The organism is Desulfitobacterium sp. LBE, from assembly GCF_007830365.1.
In the GTDB taxonomy this organism is placed as follows: domain Bacteria; phylum Bacillota; class Desulfitobacteriia; order Desulfitobacteriales; family Desulfitobacteriaceae; genus Desulfitobacterium; species Desulfitobacterium hafniense.
This window is the reverse complement of the sequence record NZ_VLKD01000001.1, coordinates 1,654,683-1,677,214: the sequence shown is the minus strand read 5'-3', so window position 1 is coordinate 1,677,214 and position 22,532 is coordinate 1,654,683. Positions and strand designations below refer to the sequence as shown.

Annotated in this window: 24 protein-coding genes; 12 read left to right on the top strand and 12 right to left on the bottom strand. The window is 50.2% G+C overall.

Annotation, left to right across the window (positions count from 1 at the left end):
* Positions 1 to 66: 66 nt before the first annotated feature.
* The 3 genes from DESLBE_RS08000 to DESLBE_RS07990 are packed head-to-tail and all read left to right on the top strand — an operon-like array spanning position 67 to position 2,158.
* On the top strand, positions 67 to 978 hold the full coding sequence (locus DESLBE_RS08000) for a phosphotransferase (RefSeq protein ID WP_144676241.1): 912 nt from the start codon (positions 67 to 69) through the stop codon (positions 976 to 978).
* A 5-nt stretch (positions 979 to 983) separates the two neighbouring features.
* Complete coding sequence (locus tag DESLBE_RS07995) at positions 984 to 1,889, top strand: VanW family protein (protein WP_144676239.1); 906 nt, start codon at positions 984 to 986, stop codon at positions 1,887 to 1,889.
* A 44-nt stretch (positions 1,890 to 1,933) separates the two neighbouring features.
* Complete coding sequence (locus DESLBE_RS07990; protein WP_144676237.1) at positions 1,934 to 2,158, top strand: hypothetical protein; 225 nt, start codon at positions 1,934 to 1,936, stop codon at positions 2,156 to 2,158.
* Between the two features lie 68 nt (positions 2,159 to 2,226).
* Here DESLBE_RS07990 and DESLBE_RS07985 read toward each other — a convergent pair whose 3' ends face one another.
* The 4 genes from DESLBE_RS07985 to DESLBE_RS07970 all read right to left on the bottom strand — a co-directional run bounded on the left by DESLBE_RS07985 (position 2,227) and on the right by DESLBE_RS07970 (position 4,737).
* Entirely contained in the window at positions 2,227 to 2,451 is a 225-nt protein-coding gene (locus DESLBE_RS07985) for a hypothetical protein (RefSeq protein ID WP_015943656.1), read from the bottom strand.
* Positions 2,452 to 2,454: 3 nt separating this feature from the next.
* On the bottom strand, positions 2,455 to 2,880 hold the full coding sequence (locus tag DESLBE_RS07980) for an exoribonuclease R (RefSeq protein ID WP_144676235.1): 426 nt from the start codon (positions 2,878 to 2,880) through the stop codon (positions 2,455 to 2,457).
* 80 nt (positions 2,881 to 2,960) lie between these two features.
* Positions 2,961 to 3,752 (bottom strand): lipid II flippase Amj family protein, encoded by a 792-nt coding sequence (locus tag DESLBE_RS07975; protein WP_144676233.1) that lies wholly within the window; start codon positions 3,750 to 3,752, stop codon positions 2,961 to 2,963.
* 91 nt (positions 3,753 to 3,843) lie between these two features.
* Positions 3,844 to 4,737, bottom strand: coding sequence for a LysR family transcriptional regulator (locus DESLBE_RS07970; protein WP_144676231.1), 894 nt, complete (start codon positions 4,735 to 4,737; stop codon positions 3,844 to 3,846).
* 145 nt (positions 4,738 to 4,882) lie between these two features.
* Between DESLBE_RS07970 and DESLBE_RS07965 the strand changes: the two genes are divergently transcribed.
* Both DESLBE_RS07965 and DESLBE_RS07960 read left to right on the top strand, forming a co-directional pair.
* Complete coding sequence (locus DESLBE_RS07965; RefSeq protein ID WP_243131258.1) at positions 4,883 to 6,640, top strand: FAD-binding protein; 1,758 nt, start codon at positions 4,883 to 4,885, stop codon at positions 6,638 to 6,640.
* Between the two features lie 35 nt (positions 6,641 to 6,675).
* Positions 6,676 to 7,059, top strand: a complete 384-nt coding sequence (locus DESLBE_RS07960) for an FMN-binding protein (RefSeq protein ID WP_144676227.1) — start codon at positions 6,676 to 6,678, stop codon at positions 7,057 to 7,059.
* A gap of 5 nt (positions 7,060 to 7,064) precedes the next feature.
* Here DESLBE_RS07960 and DESLBE_RS07955 read toward each other — a convergent pair whose 3' ends face one another.
* Genes DESLBE_RS07955 through DESLBE_RS07940 form a run of 4 tightly spaced genes read right to left on the bottom strand, consistent with a single transcriptional unit; the run spans position 7,065 to position 10,624 of the window.
* A complete protein-coding gene (locus DESLBE_RS07955) occupies positions 7,065 to 7,877 on the bottom strand; it encodes an alpha/beta hydrolase (RefSeq protein WP_144676225.1) in 813 nt (270 codons plus the stop codon).
* On the bottom strand, positions 7,874 to 9,088 hold the full coding sequence (locus DESLBE_RS07950) for a radical SAM protein (RefSeq protein ID WP_144676223.1): 1,215 nt from the start codon (positions 9,086 to 9,088) through the stop codon (positions 7,874 to 7,876). Before DESLBE_RS07950 ends, DESLBE_RS07955 begins: the two co-directional genes overlap by 4 nt.
* The gene (locus DESLBE_RS07945) at positions 9,081 to 9,983 is read right to left on the bottom strand and encodes a class I SAM-dependent methyltransferase (protein ID WP_018305127.1); all 903 of its coding nucleotides are present in this window, start codon (positions 9,981 to 9,983) and stop codon (positions 9,081 to 9,083) included. Before DESLBE_RS07945 ends, DESLBE_RS07950 begins: the two co-directional genes overlap by 8 nt.
* Entirely contained in the window at positions 9,980 to 10,624 is a 645-nt protein-coding gene (locus tag DESLBE_RS07940) for a class I SAM-dependent methyltransferase (RefSeq protein ID WP_018305128.1), read from the bottom strand. Before DESLBE_RS07940 ends, DESLBE_RS07945 begins: the two co-directional genes overlap by 4 nt.
* Positions 10,625 to 10,844: 220 nt before the next feature.
* On the opposite strand from DESLBE_RS07940, the gene DESLBE_RS07935 reads away from it, so the two are divergent.
* From DESLBE_RS07935 to DESLBE_RS07905, 7 genes are all read left to right on the top strand, one after another.
* On the top strand, positions 10,845 to 12,482 hold the full coding sequence (locus tag DESLBE_RS07935) for a DUF1538 domain-containing protein (protein WP_144676221.1): 1,638 nt from the start codon (positions 10,845 to 10,847) through the stop codon (positions 12,480 to 12,482).
* Positions 12,475 to 12,801 carry a hypothetical protein gene (locus tag DESLBE_RS07930; RefSeq protein WP_011461229.1) on the top strand — a complete coding sequence of 109 codons (327 nt, stop codon included), beginning with the start codon at positions 12,475 to 12,477 and terminating at the stop codon, positions 12,799 to 12,801. Before DESLBE_RS07935 ends, DESLBE_RS07930 begins: the two co-directional genes overlap by 8 nt.
* A 52-nt stretch (positions 12,802 to 12,853) precedes the next feature.
* Positions 12,854 to 13,165 (top strand): P-II family nitrogen regulator, encoded by a 312-nt coding sequence (locus tag DESLBE_RS07925; RefSeq protein ID WP_058491878.1) that lies wholly within the window; start codon positions 12,854 to 12,856, stop codon positions 13,163 to 13,165.
* Positions 13,166 to 13,378: 213 nt separating this feature from the next.
* Positions 13,379 to 14,509: an HD domain-containing phosphohydrolase gene (locus DESLBE_RS07920; RefSeq protein WP_144676219.1), complete on the top strand. Its 1,131-nt coding sequence runs from the start codon at positions 13,379 to 13,381 to the stop codon at positions 14,507 to 14,509.
* Positions 14,510 to 14,561: 52 nt separating this feature from the next.
* Positions 14,562 to 15,035, top strand: a complete 474-nt coding sequence (locus DESLBE_RS07915; protein WP_172625522.1) for a MarR family transcriptional regulator — start codon at positions 14,562 to 14,564, stop codon at positions 15,033 to 15,035.
* Positions 15,036 to 15,103: 68 nt separating this feature from the next.
* Entirely contained in the window at positions 15,104 to 16,846 is a 1,743-nt protein-coding gene (locus DESLBE_RS07910; RefSeq protein WP_144676215.1) for an ABC transporter ATP-binding protein, read from the top strand.
* Positions 16,843 to 18,570 carry an ABC transporter ATP-binding protein gene (locus DESLBE_RS07905; protein WP_144676213.1) on the top strand — a complete coding sequence of 576 codons (1,728 nt, stop codon included), beginning with the start codon at positions 16,843 to 16,845 and terminating at the stop codon, positions 18,568 to 18,570. The genes DESLBE_RS07910 and DESLBE_RS07905 overlap by 4 nt, the downstream gene beginning before the upstream one ends.
* A 73-nt stretch (positions 18,571 to 18,643) precedes the next feature.
* Here the strand turns inward: DESLBE_RS07905 and DESLBE_RS07900 are convergent, their stop codons facing one another.
* The 4 genes from DESLBE_RS07900 to DESLBE_RS07885 all read right to left on the bottom strand — a co-directional run bounded on the left by DESLBE_RS07900 (position 18,644) and on the right by DESLBE_RS07885 (position 22,262).
* A complete protein-coding gene (locus tag DESLBE_RS07900) occupies positions 18,644 to 19,240 on the bottom strand; it encodes a helix-turn-helix domain-containing protein (protein WP_144676211.1) in 597 nt (198 codons plus the stop codon).
* 109 nt (positions 19,241 to 19,349) lie between these two features.
* Positions 19,350 to 21,404 (bottom strand): AAA family ATPase, encoded by a 2,055-nt coding sequence (locus DESLBE_RS07895; RefSeq protein WP_144676209.1) that lies wholly within the window; start codon positions 21,402 to 21,404, stop codon positions 19,350 to 19,352.
* A gap of 55 nt (positions 21,405 to 21,459) precedes the next feature.
* Positions 21,460 to 21,918, bottom strand: a complete 459-nt coding sequence (locus tag DESLBE_RS07890; RefSeq protein ID WP_144676206.1) for a DUF6530 family protein — start codon at positions 21,916 to 21,918, stop codon at positions 21,460 to 21,462.
* Positions 21,915 to 22,262, bottom strand: a complete 348-nt coding sequence (locus tag DESLBE_RS07885; protein ID WP_144676204.1) for a GIY-YIG nuclease family protein — start codon at positions 22,260 to 22,262, stop codon at positions 21,915 to 21,917. The genes DESLBE_RS07890 and DESLBE_RS07885 overlap by 4 nt, the downstream gene beginning before the upstream one ends.
* Between the last annotated feature and the right edge of the window lie 270 nt (positions 22,263 to 22,532).

Genomic DNA, 22,532 nt, shown 5'->3' with positions numbered 1-22,532 from the left:
GTTACAAACATAATAGGGTTGAAGAAAATGACTTCACTCATTTAGAGTCTAAAAGGAGGGGGACAAATGAAGAATATCAGGGGTTATGAAACCTTTGTCAAAGTAAAGCCGCTCCATAAAGGCTGGTCCGGTGATCAGAAATATTACATAGAAACTGCGGAGGGCAGGCGGCTCCTTCTGCGCATAGCCGATAGCTCGGAATACAGCAGAAAAAAGACCGAGTTTGCCATGATGGGGCAGGTTGCGGCCTTAGGTGTGCCCATGTCCCGACCTGTGGATTTTGGAATATGTGACAATGGCAGGAGTGTGTATTTGCTGCTTACATGGTGTGAGGGCGAGGATGCGGAGCTTGTTCTGCCACGATTGACAGAGGTAGAGCAGTATCGGCTGGGAAAGCAGTCCGGTGAACTGCTCAAACGGATTCATTCCCTTCCCGCTCCGGAAGAAGGGGAAGAATGGAGCAGCCGCTTTAACCGCAAGGCCAGCCAGAAAATTGAAAAATATAAGGCTTGCGGGATAAAGCTGAACGGTGACACTGAAATGACTGGATATATCGAAAATAACCGTCATCTCCTTGCCGGCAGACCACAGTGCTATCAGCATGGTGATTATCATGTCGGCAATATGATCATCTCAGGGGGGAATACCCTGTCCATCATTGATTTCAACCGCTTTGATTTTGGTGACCCCTGGGAGGAATTCAATCGCATTGTGTGGAGCGCAGCAGTCAGCCCCCAATTCGCCACAGGTCAGCTTGACGGCTATTTTGGCGGGAAACCTCCCCTTGAATTTTTCAGGCTGTTGGCATTTTACATTTCCAGCAACCTGCTCTCCTCAATTCCCTGGGCCATTCCCTTCGGCGAAGAAGAAGTTGTCACAATGAAGAAACAGGCAGAGGAGGTACTAGGCTGGTTTGATGATATGAGGAACCCTGTTCCAACTTGGTACTTGCAGGACTCTTTAATGGAGAGGGGGTAAATGGCTTGGACTATCGTTATCAAACCAGCAAGCCGGTTTCCCGTTCAAAACTGCGCATGATCTTAGGGAGGATATATTTCACCTGGCGGCGATATTGGCAGTGGACATTTAACCGGTCAAACAGATATGCCTTGAGCTCAGGAGAGAGGGAGCTTGCTCATAGTGTGGCAGTCCATAAAACGCCATTGTACAGGCGTTTGCGCCATGTGGATATGTGGCTGCAGGAAAATAAAGCAACCAACTTGAAGCTGGCTTGTGGAAAACTTAACAAGATCCTGGTGAAGCCAGGGGAGACTTTTTCCTTTTGGCGCTTGGTCGGAAAGCCGACGCAAGCTAAAGGCTATCAAAAAGGAATGGTTTTGACAAACGGCTCATTTACGGCGGGTGTGGGCGGCGGTTTGTGCCAGCTCTCCAACCTGATCTATTGGATGACTCTTCATACCCCCTTGACGATTACGGAACGTTGGCGCCACACCCATGACGTTTTTCCCGATGCCAACCGGACTCAGCCCTTCGGCAGTGGTGCAACGGTTGTCTATAATTACGTGGATCTCCAGATCAGAAATGATACTCCCTATGAATATCAACTGCTGGTTAGAGTAGGGGATAATGATTTGGAAGGGGAATGGCGATGTGAGCATCCCAGTTCACGCACCTTCCAAATTTACGAAAGCGAACACTTAATCAAGCAGGAATGGTGGGGCGCTTATACAAGGCACAATGTGATCAAGCGGAAGACGTTTGATCTAAGTGGCGGCTTGCTCGCCGATGAGTTTGTCACAGAGAATCATGCGCTGATGATGTATGAGCCCTTGCTTCAAGCGGGGGAGGAAAGCGATACAACGCCGTCCACGACTCTGCACGATATATCGTGTGACAGTGAATTTACGAGGTATTATCCGAAATCATAGACAAGATAAGTTATATTTTGAAGTGGGAGAGTAGGAAGGGATCAATGAAAAAGCCGATTACTTCTTTAATGTTATTTGTTGCTGTGTTTATCGCCGTATATTTGATGCTTTGCTATTGGCCGGGTTTTCGGATTAAATTATATGCTCCGCCGATGGAATACTTTGTTGAAAGCGTAAAGCATATGGTGGTTTTTAAAGCGCTGGTTTCAGCCGTTGAGGGGTTATTGGCGGCTGGTATAGGGTCTGTCATGCAAAGGCGGGCCAAATGAAAGCCGGCAGAGCAAAAAAACAGCCGGTTAGGGCTGCTTTGGATGATACATATGGTTTTTAGGGTCAATTAAAGTCCTTTCCAAAAGTCTTTCTCAGTTATATGAAGTTGTTTGCGCAGAATTCTATCCCATAGATTTTGGGGAATCTCTTTGCTAACGGCATGGCTTATTTTGGTTCGCAGAAGAGTTCCATCATTCAGGACTTTTTCATAGTACCAATGATCCGTGTTCAGGACCATGATCCAACCGTTTTTATCACAAAAACGCTTCAAATCTCCAAACTTTGGTGCCATAGTTTATAACCCTGCCAGCGCACGGATTTCATCATCGTTTTCGCACAACATAATCCTCAATATATAGGGAAAATGGTGTGTTCGGTTTGGCGAATGGAGAAATAGCTGGGAACGTTTTAAATAATCTTGAGCATAGAGCTTAAGGTCTTCAATTAAATCCGCAGCGGCTAAATCTAATGTTGAGTTGTTGATATAAACCTCAAGTGCGTCAAGAGCAAGTGTTATTGAGCCATCATCTTCTTGAATAATATCCGGATTTAATTTGTAATCTTCCAGCACCATCTTGAGCAGATCAACCCGAAGCATTGCGATTTGTTCAGTCTGTTTCCTTTTAACAATAGCCGGGCTGAAAGAGTTGAATACAGAGTCATACAGGGTTGAAAACTGACTTCTGGCTTCAGTAAACTGTAATTCAGTCAACATGGTCATTCCTCCCTCACCTCCAATGGTATCATATGCTGTACCTTATGTACAGTATGACCAGAATGTACAGAAGGTATAACCATCACTTAAAGATAAAAAGCGGCAATTGCCTGGGCCAGCGGAACCAGCAGCAATTGTCCCAGGAATGTTCCCAGGAGCTTGGCACTCATCAAAAAAACGACCAGGGCTTTGACATCGGCGTAGGGGCGGTTGCCCCGCAAGGCCTGATCGGTGATAATCGAAGACTTAGGATCGACAAAAAGCATGAAAATGATATTGGCTGAGGTGTTAAGGAAGCCGGCTGAAGCAGCCGCCGCCAGGCGGTGTCCTTCCGGAACAAGGATAGCGGCATAATAGGCCGACATGCCCCCGACGGTGTATATGCCGGTAACCAGGGCGTTAAGAGCGATCAGTTCTTTGGGGATCTTTTGGAAGGGGAGATTGCGAATCATATTTTTATTCGGCAAAGTAAAATAATGCAGCAACCGGCCCGGGCTGCGTATCTTTACAGCTTCCCGCACAATGGCAGGAACGGAGCCGGCTCTCTCCAGATTAAATACGGCGCGGTGGAAGAATTGCAAAAAGGTGGGCATAAAAAGGATACCGGCAAAGGTGCCGGCCGTGGCCGCCAAGATGAGCCTGCGCAATTGAGGAAGGGGATCTATGCTCTGGCTGAGGGAACTGTCGATCAGGCTGCCGATCAAAGGGGCTTGAATGGTGTGGGCAACGAGGGAGATGAGGTAAAAGAGATTGAACAGGGTAACGGATAAAGCAAACTGGCCGGTTTTGACAGAGTTCAGGCGCACGGCGTAGGCAAAGGTATCGATCATATGAATGATCAGCGTCACAACCAATAATTCACCAAGACTGAAAGGCATAGATTCACCCCCGTCTTTGCTATGCTATGGCCAGGATGGGGGTAAAATAACTAAAATTTTTCAGCACAGACTTGTGCCTGAGCAAATTCTTTCACATAGTAGTGTCCACAGTCTTCAGCAGGTACGCCAGAAACTGCTCCGAGACCGGTTTCAACTCATTTTTCCAGACGAGAAAGGTGCCGAAACTCTTTCCCTTTTCGACCTTAAGAGGCACTATTTGCAAGGGGCCGTCCGGTATCTGGCAACTCCAGTCCCCAAAAGCAAAAAATAACATTTTGTGCTCCAGCGCATATTGAAGCAATACATCCTCACTGCTGCTCATAAAGGCGATGGCGGGAGAAAATCCCGCATTATGGCAAGCCTGCACAAGGAAGCGGTGCAGATGATTATTCGCTCCGGCAGTGACGAAGGGCTGATCTTTCAAATCCCGGAGCTCCAGGCTGTCCCGTCCATACAACGGATGCCCGGGACAAATGCCGACATAGGTCCCCTTTTGTACCAGGCGCTGTATGCTGAAGCCGTTCAGATAGTCGGGAATGCTTCCCACAAGCCCCACATCTGCTTCACCGCTGTGCACCATCTGCAGCACATTGTCCGTTGAGGTCTGTTCGATCGCCAATTGCACATCAGGGTGTGCATCACAGAAACTCTGGATGCAATTTTCCGGCAGGGAAAGAATGGTACCCACGGCAGCTCCGACACGCAGAAGGTGCATTTTGTGGGGTGCATAGTGCTCCAGCTGCACCAGCATCATGTCGTAGCTTGCCAACACCGGCTGGCACTGAGCCTGCATGACCTCCCCCATAGGTGTCAATGAAATCTTGCCGTTGTTCGTTTTAAATAGCTTCCATCCTAATTCTTTCTCCAGTACTTGAATGCTTTTGGTCAGTGCCTGCCGTGAAATAAAGAGTTCTGCGGCTGCCCGCGAAAAATTGAGGGTCTCTGCTGCACGCGAAAAATACCTGAGCTGATGCAGTTCAATCATAAGCTCTCTCCTTTGGTCTTAACATGCAACTTGCAGTTGCTTTATGTCAAACATAAAGTGCTTTTTCAAGTATTGGCTCTTTGTTAAGATTAACACAATCGGGTTGACTATTTAACCCCAAGACAAAGGAAAGAAGGCATGAATGATGAAAAATTTTTCTCGCCGCGACTTTATCAAAGGTATGTCTACAGCAACGGTCGGCGCCGGTGCACTGGGCCTGTTGACTGCTTGCGGCAGCACCAATCCGCCTCCTTCAGGCACAGATACGCCGGGAGTTTCCCAGGCTCAAGCCGGCGTCCCCTCCTTTATGATGGAGCCGGAGGCCATTCCGGAGGATAAGATAGCCGAAACCAAAACCGCCGACATCATTGTGATCGGTGCCGGAGTCTCCGGTCTGTGCCTGGCTTGCCGGGCCACTGAGCTGGGCTCCTCCGTCATCGTCTTTGCTGCCTCCGTCAAACATGTTGAGCGCGGCGGTTCCAACCACGGTACTGATACCAAAACCCAGCAGAAAAAGGGTATCAATTATAAGGCGAAAGATATGGCCCACCGTCTCAAGCAGGAATTCATGGCGGCCGGATACAGCGTGGATCAGGAAAAGTGGAGTACCTGGCTGAAGCACAATACCGAATCCATGAACTGGCTGATCGACAAGATGGAAAACCATGGTGCCGGCGTCACCTTGGAGCTTGGCTACCATGACGAGGATTACCTGTTTGACTTTGCTCCTGCTTCCCACAACTTTGTCTTTCCTGAGGGCACAAGCGAGGTCTTCAAGAGCAACCCGTTCTTCGGCGCCGCCTTTGGCCAGGCGCTGGTCAACGATATGTATGAGTACGAGATTCTCAAGAACGGCGGCAAGATCGACTACGGGACCACCGCCCTGTATCTGATCCGCGGCGACAAGGCCAACGGCAAGAGCGGACGCGTTACCGCCGTAATCGCTAAAGACTCCGGCGGCCGGTATATCAAGTATGTGGGCAAGAAGGCGATTGTCATGGCTACCGGTGACTTCTCCCAAAACAAGGAAATGATGAAGGCTTATTGCCCGCAGGCTCTGGATATTCTGGCCGAGAGGGAAATCGACTACAATGCCGGTTTCCAGTTCGGCGGTCTGTATCCCGGTGACGGGCACAAGATGGGTCTGTGGGCCGGCGCCGCCTGGCAGAAGGCCTATCCCAACGCCGCCATGGTGGATAATCTGAACGGTCCTTACAGCAAGGGGATCAGCAATGTATGCACCATTAACCTCAACGCGGAGGGCGTTCGCTATATGAATGAGGATACCTTGTGCTCCTATTCCGCCTGGGCCACCAAGCAGCAGCCCGGAAAAGCTGCCTACTATATCTGGGATTCTGCCTATGCCCACCATTATGACGAGTGGGCAACCTTCGGCACCACTTTGGGCGGAGACAATGCCTGGAACGGTCCGAAAACCAAGACGCCGGAAGAAATGCTGGCCGCTTGGGAAGAAGGAGTCGAGAAGGGCACTTATGTCAAGGCCGATACGCTGGAGGAGCTGGTCACCAAGCTGGAAGGCTTAAACGGCGATCAGGCCCTGAAAACCCTCAAAAAATACAATGAGTATTGCGAGGCAGGCTACGATCCCGACTTCTTAAAAAATGCCAAAGAACTGGCCCCCATCAAGACCGGTCCCTTTTATGGCATGAAGTATACCATCGGCTTCGCCAATTTCCTGTGCGTGACCGGCGGTTTGCGCACCAACCCGGAAATGCAGGTCTGCGACGAAAACGACCAACCTATTGAAGGTCTGTACAACATCGGGATCATGGTAGGCGATATGTATGCCAACACCTATAATTTCGCTATTTGCGGTCACAATCTGTCCAGCACCTGCAACACCTTCCCTTATCTGTTGGCTGAGAGACTGAAAGAAGCATAATCCCCAGTACACTATAGGTTTCCCCAAGAGAAAGGATGTTTTTTGTGAAAAAAGTTATTGTTCCGTTTCTTATTTGCTTAACGGCCCTTACGATGACCGGCTGCGGAAACTCCCCGGCATCCGGCACTCCGGCAGAACCTACCAGTGCGGCTTACACCGGAACTCAGGAAGCCACTGCTTCAGGCATGGGCGAAGTGAAGGTTACTATCACCTTTGATAAAGGTGTGGTTACTGCCTGCGATGTGGACGCAGCTAACGAGACGCCTGATATCGGACAGCTCGCCGCGCCTACCCTGGCTAAGGCCATCGTTGAGAAAAATGCTCCCGTTGTAGACAGCGTCTCCGGTGCAACCGTGACTTCCGATGCGGTCGTCAAAGCCGCTAAGGCCTGCTTTGATGCGGCCGGCATTAAGTATTAAGCGCGTTACCGTGAGTTTTTTAAGATTGATTGTTCTTCCCGTCCTCCTCGGCAGATCGGGAAGGTCAAGCCGGATACCGGAGAAAAATGCCCGTCATTGGGAAGCCGATATAGGGTAGAGTGCCTAAGCGCTGCCTGTAAGCCATAGTTGGTCTTGCGAATCATCTTGAAAGACTGATCGGAAAAGATCAGCATGGTCTCGCAGGACACCGCTTTGCTTCTTTGCAGATGATCGATTTTTTGGTATTCCTTCATCATGTTGATATAGAAAGAATTAACCCGGTTGTTCCAGAGCCTGGAGGTAAGCTTCAGGCTCTGCATTTTTCTCAGACCCTTCAGGGCGGGGACCATTTCCAGGAGGGCAAGGCACAACCTGTTCCTGCTGAACCCTCTGTAAAGAATACGGAAAACAGAGGTATTGCAGAGGGTCATCCACCAGGGCAGATAGATCATGGTTTCGATCAGGTACAGTCTGGATAGACGGTCTGGGTTGCGGATGGCATAATCCAGGGCAAAAATTCCCCCCAGGCAAAATCCGCACAACTCAAACTGGTTCAATTCCAGTTTGTCGGCCAACTGATCGATCAGCTTGCTGATTTCCAGTACGCCTGCCCCGGGGAGAAAGTCGGATCGGCCATAACCGGGCAGGTCCAGGGCCACGATCATCCTGTCCGGAAACAGTTCTTTCATGTTTTTGCCGGCAAACATCCTTCCATCTAAGTTCAGGCCATGGAGGCAAAGGAGAGGGCTGCCCTTGCCGTATAAGGCGTAGTGGATAGAAAAGCCGCCATAGGTTAGGGTGCCGTGGCCTGATTTCATGGCCGAATCCCACCCAGCAGGCGGTAAAATTTAGGGAGGGCAGAGTTGCACTGTTCCGGGTCTTTAGCCAGACAGGAGCATTTTGGTCCGCCGGAGGCCTGATGCATTTTCTGCCATACTTCCCGGACATCGTCGGTCAAAAGGTTTCCGTATCTGAGGTCTTCTAAAAAGTCACAGGGCCCGAAGTTGCCCGCGGCATCCACATAGCTGTGCTGGGTGCCGGCACCGCAGCCGAACTGCTCGGCGGATTCAAAATAAGGGAAAACGGAAGCCTTCGGGTAGCGTTGATCGCCGTTTAATGTAATATGCAGCTGTTTGAGCTGGTTTTGTTCCTCAGCAGAAAGCAGGGCAGAGCTGGGATCGGACAATCTGCCGCAGGGAAGGGGTTCCATGATCCGCATCTCGTGGATTTCTGACCCTTTGAGCATTTCGGCCAGTTCGAATATTTCCCCCTCTGCCATGAGCTCCCGGGTGCACACCGTCTGGCTCATAGTATACAGTCCAGCCTGCCGGGCATTCCTGATCCCGTTCAAAGCCTGGTCGTAGGCTCCCGGATAGCCTCTCAGCTCATCGTGCCTCTCTTTCCGCACGGAATCCAGGCTGAGGGCGATGCCGAATAATCCTGCCCCCTTTAAAGCCGCCGCCCGCTCTAAAGTCAGGTTAAAGCCGGTGGAAAACACCAGGACCATGCTTTTCTGCCGGTCCACAGCAGCAATAATCTCCTCCAGATCATCCCTGAGCAGGGGCTCGCCGCCGGTAAAACCGATGATTCCCACCCCTAGATCCTGCAGTTTTTGCACAATCCTGATCAGGGCCGGGGTGCTCAGTTCCTTTTGTCCGGCAGATTGTCCGGCGGAGGCCGCACTGCAATGCCAGCAATTGTACCGGCATTTTCCGGTGACGGCGATATAAGTGGAAATGGGGGCCAGGCGCTTTCCCTGAACATGATTATCGAAGAAATCCGGCCCTTCTCCCGGTACCTGCAGGGCTATGTTCAAAAAGGCGGGAGAATTAAGGGGGGGAATAAAGGAGTTCAGGAGATAGCTCTGCTCATGCCGGATCAACCGGTCGTGTTTAATGGCGTTGAGGCCGCATTTTACCATGTTCCTCAGCCGGTAGTTGGGGGAGGGGGAGAACCGGCGGTGGATTTCCAGAAAATTGGCCAGAGTCCCTTTGTCCAGGCACATGCGGGCGATCATCCGTTTATTCATTGGCTTTCCTCCTCCGAAGATTGCGTTGGCTGCAGCTGAGTTTTTGGTAAATCCCGTACACATAGCGGTGGGTGGTTCCGGTAAAATGATGGTCTGCTAAGAGCTGGACCAGATCGGCAAAAACGGCGGGGTCTCTTAAATCCAGCATGACATCGAAGCCCGCCAGGGCTCCGGTGGATACGATAAACTCAGCTAACTCCCGGCTTGTCGGAAAGATAAAATCCTGAAAGCCCTTTTGGCTCTTGATTTTAGTGAAGGAATATTTCCGGAACCAGCCATCGAAGGCTGCCAAATCCCGGGGATTGGGCAGAGGCAGCATCAACTTGGTGATTTTAGGGACATGCCGGGCTAACAGCTGGGGGTAAATGCGGGCCACTTGGGGCAGGGTGTCTTTGGTATTGACGATAACGGCCAGATAACCTCCCGGTTTCAGAACCCTGTGGCAGTGCCGGATGACTTGCAGGGGATTCCGGTATTTGATGGCCCAGGCACAGATTACAACATCAAAGGTGTTGTCAGCACAGTTTGCCAAATAGTTCAGCATATCGGAGGTGATCAGGGAAACGTCTTCACCAAGGTTTTGGCGGGCTTCCTTCAGCATGCCGGGGGAAATATCCACCAGGGTCAGCCGGGAGGCAGGAAACAACCCCTGCATGGCTTGGGCATTATAGCCGGTTCCTGCGGCCAGGTCCAGAATCTGTAAGGATTGGGAAGGGTCCAGGTGTTTGCTTAATTCCCCAATCATTTCATCATTGTAGCGGTGCATGGTGTTTAAAAACCATTGCTCGTAGCCGGGGCTGACCAGACTGTAGGAGTTGGCGATGTCCTCGCCGGCTACGATGTGCCCTCCCAGAAACAAGCGGGCCACTTTAGGATACAAACGAAGTTTGCTCATTGTTCCACCTCGGCAGGTTTTTCTTTAGTGCTTTGCTTACTTGATTTAGTCCCTATCGCCAAATAATCGCGGCTGTTCAGCCGGATAATGGTGCTGCTAAAACCGGCCCGGGCCATCATGGCGGCCAGGTCGGAGGAAGGAATGGGATATATTTTTTCCAGCAGACACCGTTCCAGTGTAAAGAGCAGTTGAGCTCTTAAACTATTAGGAGAGAAGTCCTGAATGATCAGCAGCCCGTCATCCTGAAGGATTTGGGAGAGCTTGCTCAGTGCCGGCCCCTGGTCGGCAATGTGGTGAAAACAATCCCTTAAAATGATTACATCGTAGAGGGGCTCCGGGCTTACCTTCGCCAAGGCTTCATTAATGACTGTAACCCGGGGGTTTCGTTCTTTAGCGATAGCCGTCATCCTCTGGGCCGGGTCGATGATGGTAACGTCATGGCCCAGCTCCAGCAGGCTATGAGCCAATACCCCCGTACCCCCGCCGATGTCGGCGATCTTAAAGGGTTCTGGCGGGCCGGGCCGGCCTTTAGCGGCCAGAGCCCTGATCTGGCTGAGGATAGCCTCATGATCGTCCAGCCGGAAAGTTTTCATAAAGTTATCATAGGAGCGGTAAAAAACATCAAACAGGATACTGGTCATGACAGCACCATGCTCTTAAACTTTTTCTCTATGTAGGCCAGAGCGGTGGAAAACTGATGTTCAGTCATAAGAAAGACCTCCCTTATAGTGTAATTTTACACTATAAGGGAGGTTCTGTCTATAATGTTTGGCCATTCCGGTGGTTGAAGGAGACTTCTTTCCGTGATAAAGTGTTGGCAGAAAAAGACAAGATACTTGTGCCTGTGCTATAATAATCAGCATGAAATACTTTAACACCCTTAAAGAAGTTTTCATATCGTCCCTGCCCCTGGCCGCAGTGATTATCATTGTGTGCGGCTTTGTAGCGCCCATGGAAAATGCTTACGATTACGTCAAGCTGGCCGTGGGCTATCTGGGTGTGGTTGTCGGACAGGCCTTGTTTTTGAACGGACTGGATATCAGTATTCTGCCCATCGGAAAGCTGGTGGGTAGTTCGCTGATCCGGCTGAAAAAAGCCCTTTTCATTATCATCGTCGGTTTTTTGTTTGGACTTCTGGCCACCGTCGCCGAACCGGCCCTGTGGGTATTGGCGAAGCAGACCCACATGATTATGGCAGGCGTTAACGAAATGGTTTTCGTATGGGTTCTGAGCACGGGAATAGGTCTGTTTGTCGGGTTTTCCCTGTTCAGAATTCTGAAAGACCTGAATATCAAAATCGTTTTCGCCGTGTTTTATATCGTGATCTTTATTGTGGTTATTTTTGTTCCCGAACAGTTCATCGCTTTGGCCTTCGATGGCAGCGGAGCCACCACGGGTGATGTCTCAGTGCCCTTTATCCTAGCGCTGGGTCTAGGGATTTCCGCCACTATGTCCAAATCCAAAACCAACGAAGACACCTTCGGCATCATTGGCTTGGCCTCAGTAGGTCCGATTCTGGCGGTGTTTATTTATGGCATCGTGCTCAAAGGGGTCTACGGCGGAGTAATTCCTCCCGCCGGGCTGTATAATCCGGGAGCTGTGGAGCATCTGGGTGAAATCATCCTGGATAATATGGGAGGCGTTGCCCTGGCCCTATTTCCGATTGTGATTGTATTTTTGCCCTTTCAGCTGTTTCTGATTAAGCTGTCCAAAAGGGAGTTCATCAAGATCCTGCTGGGAACCCTCGTCGTATATGTCGGTCTGCTCATCTTTTTGTCGGGAATCGACTTCGGCTTTGCCTTTGCCGGCAAATACATTGGTGAAGTTTTTCTGGATGCTGCCCGTCCTGGTTGGTTTAAATGGCTGCTGTTGCTGGTGGGGTTTGTGCTGGGCGCTGCCATTACCCTGTCGGAACCGGCCGTCACCGTACTGGGGGAACAGCTTGAAGAAATAACCAACGGTCATATTACAAAAATGTCTATACGCATCACCCTGGCTATCGGTATAGGCTTTGCCGCCTTGATCTGCATGGTGAAGATCCTGACCCAAATCAATATTCTTTGGTTTTTGATTCCTCTCTATGCCATAGCGCTGATTATGCTCAGATTTTCCTCCCGGCTGTTCGTGGGTCTGGCCTTCGATTCGGGGGGAGTTACAGGGGGCGCCTTGACATCGGCCTTTTTAACTCCCCTTACCCTCGGAACGGCCCAGGCTGTAGCGGCCTCAGCGGGACCGGGTGCCCAGTCGGTTTTGATCAACGGGTTCGGGATCATTGCCTTTATCTCGGTTACACCCTTAATCGCTGTGCAGGCTTTAGGCATAATTTATGATATACGGCTTAGCAAGACACGGAAGCTCATCACTGAGGTCGAGGCAGCGGAGCTTGAGGAACTGGCTGCACTTGCTGCCCAGGCGGGGAAAACTGAAACAAGGGATGTTCAAAAAAAGGAAACAAATGAGGAGAGCTTCATCATGGAGGTAAAGGATCGTCATGAATAATTGTTTAAACGGCTTGGTTTTTCTGACGCTGATCGCCGGAAGAAAACAAAAAGAGGCACTTTTAGACGCTCTCACGGAGAGGGGAGGGCGGCTGGTCAACATCGTCTATGGCAGGGGTACGATCAATGCGGGATACCTTAAAAGCATACTGGGGATGGTGCCGGAAGAAAACAAGGTGGTCATAACCTGCCTGTTGCCTGGCGAAAAATCCGATGCTGTGCTGGAAATGCTGATCAAGAAGTTCAACTTTGATCAACCGAATACAGGAATTGCCTTTACAATACCTGTGGAAGGGTTATCGGTTGCTAAGCGCTGCTAGGTTCCAGGCGCTTTGAGTGATCTTATTAAAAAAATGCAGGAGACTATTGAAAATGGAAAACGATAACAACCTTAAAGCTCTCTACATCATCGTCAACGCCGGCTTCGCCGACGAGGTGGTGGAAATCGCCCGCCAGGCAGGAGCAGGAGGAGGGACCGTCATCAACGCCCGCGGTTCCGGCCCGGTGCATAAATCGATTATGGGAATTACCGTCGATACTGAAAAAGAAATCATCTTAAGTATCGTAAACGAGGATGCCGTGGAAAATATCATGGCCGCCATCCAGCAAAAAGCGGGGCTGAACTCCCCCGCCAACGGTATTTGCTTTATTATGCCTGTTGAAAAATGCCTGATTAAGCAATAACAATGTGGGTGTACCGGCTGGAAATCGGCCGGTACACCCACATTGTTATGGTGTGTTAAAGCGGAAAGCCTAAGAGATGGGATGTCGAAGGCTATGATATCTTTAGCTTCTTTGCTATAATAATTATTATAAGGACGGCTATTAGTATATTTTAATGAAAATGGTCACGATAGGTTGGTTACAGGTTTTTGTTTGAGTCGGTGGGTGAAGATTATGGACGATGTTCTGCTGAATCGGAAGGAATCCTTCAACAATTCTATATACATATATACCATGGAAAGGTTGCTGCATGTTGTTCAGGAATTGTCGGCAACCCGTGATTTAACTGACGTTATGGATATTGTACGTCATTCAGTGCGCGATTTGACCGGGTCCGACGGCGCAACCTTTGTATTGCGCGAAAATAATTTCTGCTACTATGCTGAAGAAGATGCCATCTCTCCCTTATGGAAGGGCGGCCGGTTCCCTATGGAGTCCTGTATCAGCGGATGGGTGATGATGAACCAAAAACCAGCTGTTATTGAGGATATTTACGCTGATTCGCGCATTCCCATTGATGTCTATAAAAAGACCTTTGTGAAAAGCCTTGCAATGGTTCCGATTAAAACCAATGATCCGATCGGTGCCATCGGTTGTTATTGGAGTGAGAACCATAGTGCGACCTCTGAGCAGATCAAAGTGCTGCAGGTTCTTGCGGATACAGCGGCCATCGCCATAGATAATATTCATTATCAGAGTGAGATAGCGATTAAAGCCCGGCAGCTGGAGGAAGCCATGGATGGCACCATGCTCGCTATTGCCAACATAGTGGAGCATAAAGACTTGTATACCTCCGGACATCAAAGGCGGGTAGCCATGATCAGCATGGCTGTCGCTGAAGAGATGGGCTGGAGTCCGGACCGTTGTGAAACGGTCTTTCGTGCAGGAATTGTTCATGACATAGGAAAAATCGGCATACCCAGCGAATTGCTGTCCAAGCCTGCGAAACTGACCCCTTTCGAGTTTGCTTTGGTAAAAACCCACCCGGAAGCCGGATATAAGATACTAAAAGATATTCCGTTCTTTTTGCCCACGGCCCAAATTGTCCTCCAACATCATGAGCGCTTCAATGGCAGCGGGTACCCGTACGGATTAGGCAGCGACAAGATACTTCCGGAAGCGCAGGTAGTAGGGGTGGCGGATGTTTTTGAATCCATGATATCCCACCGGCCCTATCGGCCGGCCTTGGGAATGGATGCAGCTATGGATGAGCTGCTCATGAACAGAGGCATTTTATATAACCCGGACATCGTCGATGCCGTTGTCAATCTTGTTAAAGATAAGGGGTATCGGGTGCCGGAGTAAATGGGCTTGATTGCTTCTTGACAAAAGAGTATGGTTGCCGTACACTATGGTCATGAAGGAAGTTAGAAACATTAAACAACAAATTGGCTATGATATTTTAAATTTGGCCATGACCTATGTAGAGCTGGATAAACAGGCCCGTTATTATGGAACCGACACACAGATTTTCCACGCGGAAATTCATATGCTGTCGGCCATTGCCGAGCATCCCGGTATTCATGTGGGCGGTTTGGCCGAACTTTTGGGGATTACCAAAGGATCGGTTTCCGAAATCATCAAAAAGCTGGAGAGAAAGGCTCTGGTTGTCAAGGAAACGGACGATTATAACTTATCCAAGCTTTCACTGCGGCTGACCGAGAAAGGAGAGAAAGCACACAGCAATCATATGCACTATCATGCTCTTTTGAACGGCATGGTAGAGGATGAACTGACCAATGCCTCGGAACATGAGGTTCAGTTTTTGTCGCGCTTTTTAGCCGCGATTACGACTAAAGCAGAAGAATTAAGCCATCTGATTGGAGAGTAAATTTTTTTACCTGAAGAGTATGGGTGCCATACTCTTTTTGAAAAATAAATAGTTAGAGGAGGCTAACCTTGGATACGAAAACCCTAACCAAACAAATCAAAACCAAGAACAAAGCAGCGGATCGTTACATGACGGTGAGCGTACTGTCCGGCATTGCCACCACCTTTTTAGTGGTCTGGCTGGTCAATTTGTTTATAACAGAACAGGTGTCAATTCAGAAGATTGCCCTGGCCGGAGGGGGCATTGTCCTTTTCCAGGTCATGAAGGCCGTCTTTTACGCCATAGGAACCGGACGGGCCCATGATGCGGCTTACCGAAGCTTGGCGGAAATCCGCCTGGATATGGTGAGCCATCTCAAGAAGCTGCCCCTGAGTTTTTTTCAAAAGCGCAAAACCGGGGATTTGGCCAATATCATCAATCATGATGTGGAGCAGATTGAAATCTATCTTGCCCACGCCCAGCCGGAGATTAAAATCACTCTGCTGCTTCCTGCACTGACTGCTCTTTCCATGCTGGCGATTGACTGGCGGCTGGGCCTGGCCTTAATCACACCTTTTCCGGTGATGGTGCTTTATCAAAAAGTTGTTTACAAACTATGGGATAAGACCTTGAAACGTTACATCCAAAGTACGAAAGAGATGTCGGAGGACTTGATTGAATATATCTCCACCATGCCCGCCATCAAAGCCTTTGCCACCGATGAACAAAAAACCGGAGCAGTCCTTTCCCGCATGAGAGCTTATATCAGCTGGGTCAAAAAAATCATGTACACGGTTTCCGTCCCCTTAAGTATGGTTCAGATGCTGCTGGAAATCGGCCTGGTGCTGGTGGTGATCGTAGGAGCGGGGCTGATGATCAGCGGGCAGCTTTCCCTGATCCGTTTCATTCTGGCCCTGATTCTGGCCAATTTGTTTTCCAGTTCTTTAATCAGGTATATGTCCTTCCATCACGCCGATATTGTGCTGGGCCGGTCCGTGGAGAGCATTGCCACCATTACAGGTGAAAGTCCCCGGCCGGATTATCCCCGGGACCCATCTCTGGGGCCCGGAGATATCAAATTGCGGGATGTGACCTTCAGCTATGACGGCAGGGAGGAAGCCTTAAAAGAAGTCAGCCTCACCTTCCGGGAAAATACCGTCAACGCCATTGTCGGCTCCTCCGGTTCCGGAAAATCCACTATCGCCAGTTTGATCATGGGCTTTTGGCCTGTGGAACAGGGAAACGTAACTATCGGCGGAAAAAATATTGCTGCCATCAATGAGGGGGATTTGTCCGGCCTGGTTTCCATCGTGCAGCAGGATACCTTCCTGTTTAACACCACCATTGCGGAAAATATCCGCATCGGACGGGCTGAGGCAAGCAAGGCGGAAATCATGGAAGCCGCCCAAAAAGCCCGGATCCACGAGATGATCGACAATCTGCCGGAGGGCTACGATACCGTGGTGGGGGAAGGGGGAGCAAAGCTCTCCGGCGGTGAAAAACAGCGGATCGCTATTGCCCGTATGATGCTGAAAAATGCTCCCATCATTATTCTGGATGAGGCGACCGCCGCCATTGATCCGTATAATGAACACCTGATTCAGGAAGCGATGACGAATCTCAGTCAAAACAAGACCCTGATTATTATCGCCCATCATTTGAACACGATTGTCAATGCCGATCAGATCATCGTCATGGATGGCGGACGGATGATTGCCGGCGGCAAACACCGGGAGCTGCTTGACACCTGCCCCCTTTATCAAGAGATGGTCCAAGCGCAGAAGCAAGTAGATCATTGGGAAATCAAGCAAACTCAGGAGGTATGGGCATGATTAAAAAAATTCTCTCGGTGGTTACCGGTCAGGGAAAAGCTCTGATCGCCACAGCCACCATGGCTTTTACCGCGGCAGGTCTTTTGGGAGCCTATCTGATGTACCTGGTGATCGACATGCTGAATCATATTCATGCCTATCAGGGGGCCGGTGAACTGACAGGATTGTGGATTGCCCTGTTGGCCATTGTGCTGCTCAAAACCTTGATGGCAGTGGTGGCGGATATGGCCAAACACTTTGCCGGTTTTGACGTGGTGCTCACGGTGCGGGAAAGCATCATCAAAAAGCTCAAGCAGTTCTCTCTGGGTTTTTACAGCAAGGAGCGGCTGGGTGAAATCAGCACCATCATCCATAAAGATGTGGACAATCTGGAGGGTGTGGTCGGGCATTTTTTCTCCGTGATGCTCAGCGATATCCTCATTGCCCTGATCCTTGGGATTTGGCTTTTCAGCCAAAGTCTGCTTTTGGGGCTGGCCATGGTCTCTTTCCTGCCCCTGGCTGTGCTGATGCTGGTCTTGGGCTTTCGCAAAAATCTCAGGCTGCAGGAAAAGACCAATGACGACCTGGCCGATATGGTCAGCTTGTTTGTGGAATACACCAAAGGCATTCCTTTGCTGAAGGCTTTTTCGGAAAACCCGGATTTCGAAGCCAAACTGCGGGGCAGTATCGAAAAATTCGGAGTAAGCGCCCGCCGGCAAGCCAAGACAGTGGCGGACTATGTGGGCAGGTTTTCCCTCTTTTTTGAGCTTTCTTATGCCATGATGATCATCACCGGCGCTCTCCTGCTGTACAGGGGAAGCCTGGAGATGGGAACCTTTTTGCTGTTTATCATTTTCAGCATGGAATTTTACAAGCCCTTTCGGAAGATTGAAAAATACTGGCTGGATTATCTCCAGGTAAAAGACAGCTACCGCCGGGTAGCGGGGCTTCTGGAGGCTCCCACTGTGCCGGCGGCGGCAGCGCCCAGGAGGAGCGAAGCCTTTGACATCACCTATGAAAAGGTCGGCTTCTCTTATGAAACCGATGAGTTTGCCCTGAAAAATATTAATTTCCGATTGCCCCAGGGAACCCTGACCGCCCTGGTAGGTCCCTCAGGGTCCGGTAAAACCACCATCACCAATCTGCTGCTCCGCTTCTGGGACAGCCAAAGCGGCTCGATCAAAGTAGGCGGGGTGGATATCCGGGAGATGGATTATGATCAGCTGCTGGCCAAGGTCAGTATTGTCATGCAGAATGTGGTGCTCTTTGCCGACAGCATCTATGAAAACATCCGGCTGGGCAACCGGGATGCCACACGGGAACAAGTGATTGAGGCGGCCCAAAAGGCTCAGATCCATGATTTTATCAGCAGCTTACCTCAGGGCTATGATACGAAGGTGGGGGAAAACGGGGTGGGATTGTCGGGTGGTCAAAAACAGCGCCTCTCCATTGCCCGGGCTTTCCTTAAAAATGCACCGATCGTAGTGCTGGACGAAATCACCAGCAATGTTGATCCGGTCAATGAAACCAAGATCCAGCAGGCTATCAGCACTTTAGCCAAGGACAGAACGGTATTGGCCATCGCCCATCATCTGCGTACCATTCAGAGTGCCGATCAGATTCTTGTTTTTGACAAAGGGGAACTTCTGGAGCAAGGAACCCATACTCAGCTGCTTAAGAAGGAAGGTATGTACGCCCGGCTCTGGGCGGCTCAGGAAATGGCCAGAGGGTGGAGAATTGCCTAGTCAAGCTGCACAAAGCAGTATAGGGCTGCCATGCCCGTGAACAAAATTCGCTCATGGGCATGGCTCTGAAAGTTCATTCAAAAACACCGGAATATTTTTGCAGGCCGTGCCTTGTACAATACACGTACAGATGGCCGGCCTTTTTCAGTATGGGAATACGGACTTCCGCGCTTTGCTCCGGATACAAGCGGGTCAGCAGCATTCTGTCATAAAGTACATAAGCCACAAAGGGGATATAGTGGTCTTTCATCATGTCATGGTCAATGGTAATAAAATAGTCCATGTCCAGCTTCTCCACGGTGATGGCATGATCTGCGGTGCAGGGCACCGGCTTTAAGGGCTGCAGTTTTCGTCCGCAGCAGGCGAGGGAGGCTTTCCCCGTACTGGTCAGAATGTTTCCGCAGGCTGGGCAGACATAGAATTGAGTTTTATCAATCTTCCCCACATCGGGTAAGTTGGGATCGAGTTTTCCCTCCAGCATTTTTTGAATATCTGCTCCCAGTACCGCCGAAAGCCCGGACCAGAGGGTAACATCGGGGCAGCCCAAGCCGCGCTCCCATTTGGAGATCGTCTTGTTGCTGATATTCAGCACATCGGCAACCTGTTGCTGGGTCAGACCCTTTTCTTTGCGCAATTGTAAAATCAAACGCCCCACTTTGGCGCAATCCATAGTGATCACCTCCAGGAAGTTATACGCTTATCACTGAACTAATCCGCCCTAAGACCCCTGCCTCTATAGGCAGCGGGTTTCAAGGGCGGTAAGTCCAGTATAGATTCAGCTAGAGATATTTGGCAATGACTTGAACCAGCCGGGCCGGCAGTTGCCGTAAATCGGTAATGTCCAGATAGCGTTCCGGCCCGTAAATATCACAAAGGGTCTCCTTATCCTGCCCAATGGCAGCGGCCAGAAACAGGATGCCTTGGCGGCTGTAGTCCCGGATGACCTCTTTCATATCGGCTAGGGCAACCTCGCCGGTGTAGTCGGGCAGGGCCTTGGGCTGACCGTCGCTGATGCTGATGAGCAGCTTGGTCTTTTGGGGAGCTTGCAGCAGTTTTTCGCCCAGGATGCGCAGGGCCATGCCGTCCCGGTTGTTGCTGTGTCCTTGAATCGCCATGAGGGAATACTTGTCGTTGAGGGATGGGTTCTCATAGTCAATATAGGAGTAAAGGGACATCCGCTCCAAAGGTGAGCGATCTGCCGTATCTCCGTAAATCAAGGTGGGTATGCCGCAGCTTGCACAAAATTCATAAACTGCCACAGCCGCCTGTTTGGCGGCTGTTAACCGCCCAAAGGCACTCATGGAGGCCGATTCGTCAATGCGCAGTGTTACCGCCAGAGAAGGTTCTTCATTGGGCGGGCACTTCTGGGAAAAGCAGCGAAAATCGGGAGAAGCCAGCTTCTCGGCATGGAACTTCGTTCCATAAACACGGGATTTCCCCAATTCCGTGGCCACTTCATGTTCCAACAAGGGAGCAGTTTTGCGCACCAATTCCCGGATGACCGGCAGCAAGCCGGAGGCAATCTGTTCATATTCATGATGATGAGCAAGAGTTGCTTCCGGTCGGTGGACAATCAGATTGACCTTTTCGTGGCAGGATCCTTTGACCATTTCCCGGGCTTGCTGGTTCAGATGCTTGCGGAAATCCCGCTTTTGCCGCTCCAATTCCTCCGGGGAAGTTGGCTGCAGCTCATGATAGATGGGAGTCCCGTCCTCACCCTGATCCGAGCTTTGAGTAGAGCTGGTATTTTCCCCATCATCATTAGCATGTCCTTCACTGTCGGCTGACTTGCGCAAGGCAACCGCCGGCATATCATCCGGTGCCGGGGCGGAGAACTGGGCATCCATAGTTCCTTCGGCGTGGATTTCCATGATTTCGCCCTGGGCTCTTCCTGACTGTTGGGACACCTTTTCCAGGGCTGCCAACATGCCCTGTTTGGCCAGAGCTTGCTCAAGAATCAGGATTTCATCGGGATCGGTGGTGATTTTATAAATTACCTTGTGATAGAGGGCCTCCACCGTTTCTGAACCCTGCAGAACGGCATCCACCCAGAAAAAATAGGAACGCATACCGGCCACACCTTTGATGGCGTTGGCTTTGGCGGTTTGATCCAGCAAAACGATAGCCTGGGCAAAGGTTAGCAGAAGTTCCTGATCGGTGCAGCCGGTTTTAGCCAACCCTCGTTCCATCATGACTTCCACAGCAGGCAGATCCATCTTCTCACTGTGCTGCACACGGTCGCGCAAAGCCTCGTTCAGAGGGCGGCAGCCGTTGTAGCCGCGGTTTGTGGTAATGACTGCGATAAAATCGGGATGACGACGGGCAATCCGGGTGGGCAGATTGATACTGCCCTCCGGCTCCAAGGCCGAATTAAGAGCCATCAGCACCGCCGCGTCCCGGATGACCGTAGGTTCCTGAATCTCCAACAGCCATCCCTTTTCATAAGCCTGGACAATTTCCGAGGGATAATAGTTGTAGGTTACGGCTTCAGCCTTGTTCCCGTCTTCATCCTTGTTTCCGTCTTCCGGCAGTACGGGCAGGATGGAACCCAGAATGTCGGATTTATCCATATCGGCGAAACAGGTCACTTTCGTATAAGGCAGACCAAAGTTGGCCGAGAGGGCTTTGGCAAGCTGTGTCTTGCCGGAGCCGGCATCTCCTTCCAAAAGAATAGTGGTTATTTTCATTTCACCCCGTGTCCAATTCCGGTACACTTCCGCAGAGATGCGGCGCTCAGCTTCACTTTCGATATGAGTGGCGGGCTTTTGCCAGACAAGGGATATCTCTTCTTCTGTCAGCTGTCTGGCCGGCGACAGAATCCACCTGTTTTCCATAGTAAACTACTCCAATTCTTCTAAAAGTAAGCTATTTCAGCTCTTCTAAAGTAAGCTATTCCAGTTCTGCTAAGATGCGGGACAGCACGCGCAGCCGTTCCCCGGTCAGTTCGCCCAGATCATTGAGGGCTTGGGAAAATTTCTGAATGTCCTCCTTGATATCCAGGTTTTCGGTGCAAACAGCCACGGAGAGAACGCCCCCCTGAACACCAAGGCGTTCCACAGTCGGTTTTTCCGGATCATAGAGCAGGGGCAGCCGGTAAGCTTCGCGAAAATGCAGCAGGGTGCGGCTGAGGAGAATCATCAGATCGATGACTTGATGAAGGGGCAGTTCGGTGCTGATTTCTAATCTGCCCTCTGCTGTTTCTTTCCATACTTGGGCGGCAATAGGCATAGCCTGGTTGTCGGCTATAGTGGGTGCGCCCAGGGTCAGGCGTTTGATATCCGACCGATAAGCCCTTCTCCCGTCGATGCGGTCATACTGCTCGGCAGTCATCACGATATCCTTGTTCATCGCCAAATCCTCCTTGCTTGTTTATCCTGGGCCAGACACTGCTCACGCAGCGCTTCCAGTTCATCGGTGTGATCAGCCTGAGGATCTTCGTACTTCAAAACTTTAAGCACAGACAGTTCAAACCCATTTTCTCCATAATGGTTCCAAAGCTCTTGCAGCCGTTGATTAGGGTGCCCGTTGGCCGACAGTTTACAGCGGGTGCTGTTGAAAACAGCCCTGGTATCTTTGGCAACGCCAAGGAAAGCTTCTCCTGTGGCAAGACAGCGGAAAGAAACGACACCCATTTCCGGTTTTCTGTTTTTATATTCCTCAAGAAGTTGTTTTTTTCTTTTGATATCCATCATGTTCACCTCGGTTTTATTGTAGAGGCTGAACCTGGCGAAAACAATCTATGCTCCGTAGACTAAATAGTTTTGAGGCTATGCTTTTTCTTGTTAAGAAACATAGCCTCTTTTTGCTGATTATAATGCCGCGGATTGTGCTTTTAGGCTTTTTTCAGCTAGCCCTATTTATCACGAACAAATTATCTCGTATATTTTTGGTTCTTAGCGATAATTAAATCTGAAAATTTCCAATGTATAATAAATCGTAAGAACTTGAAAATTTGAAAAAGC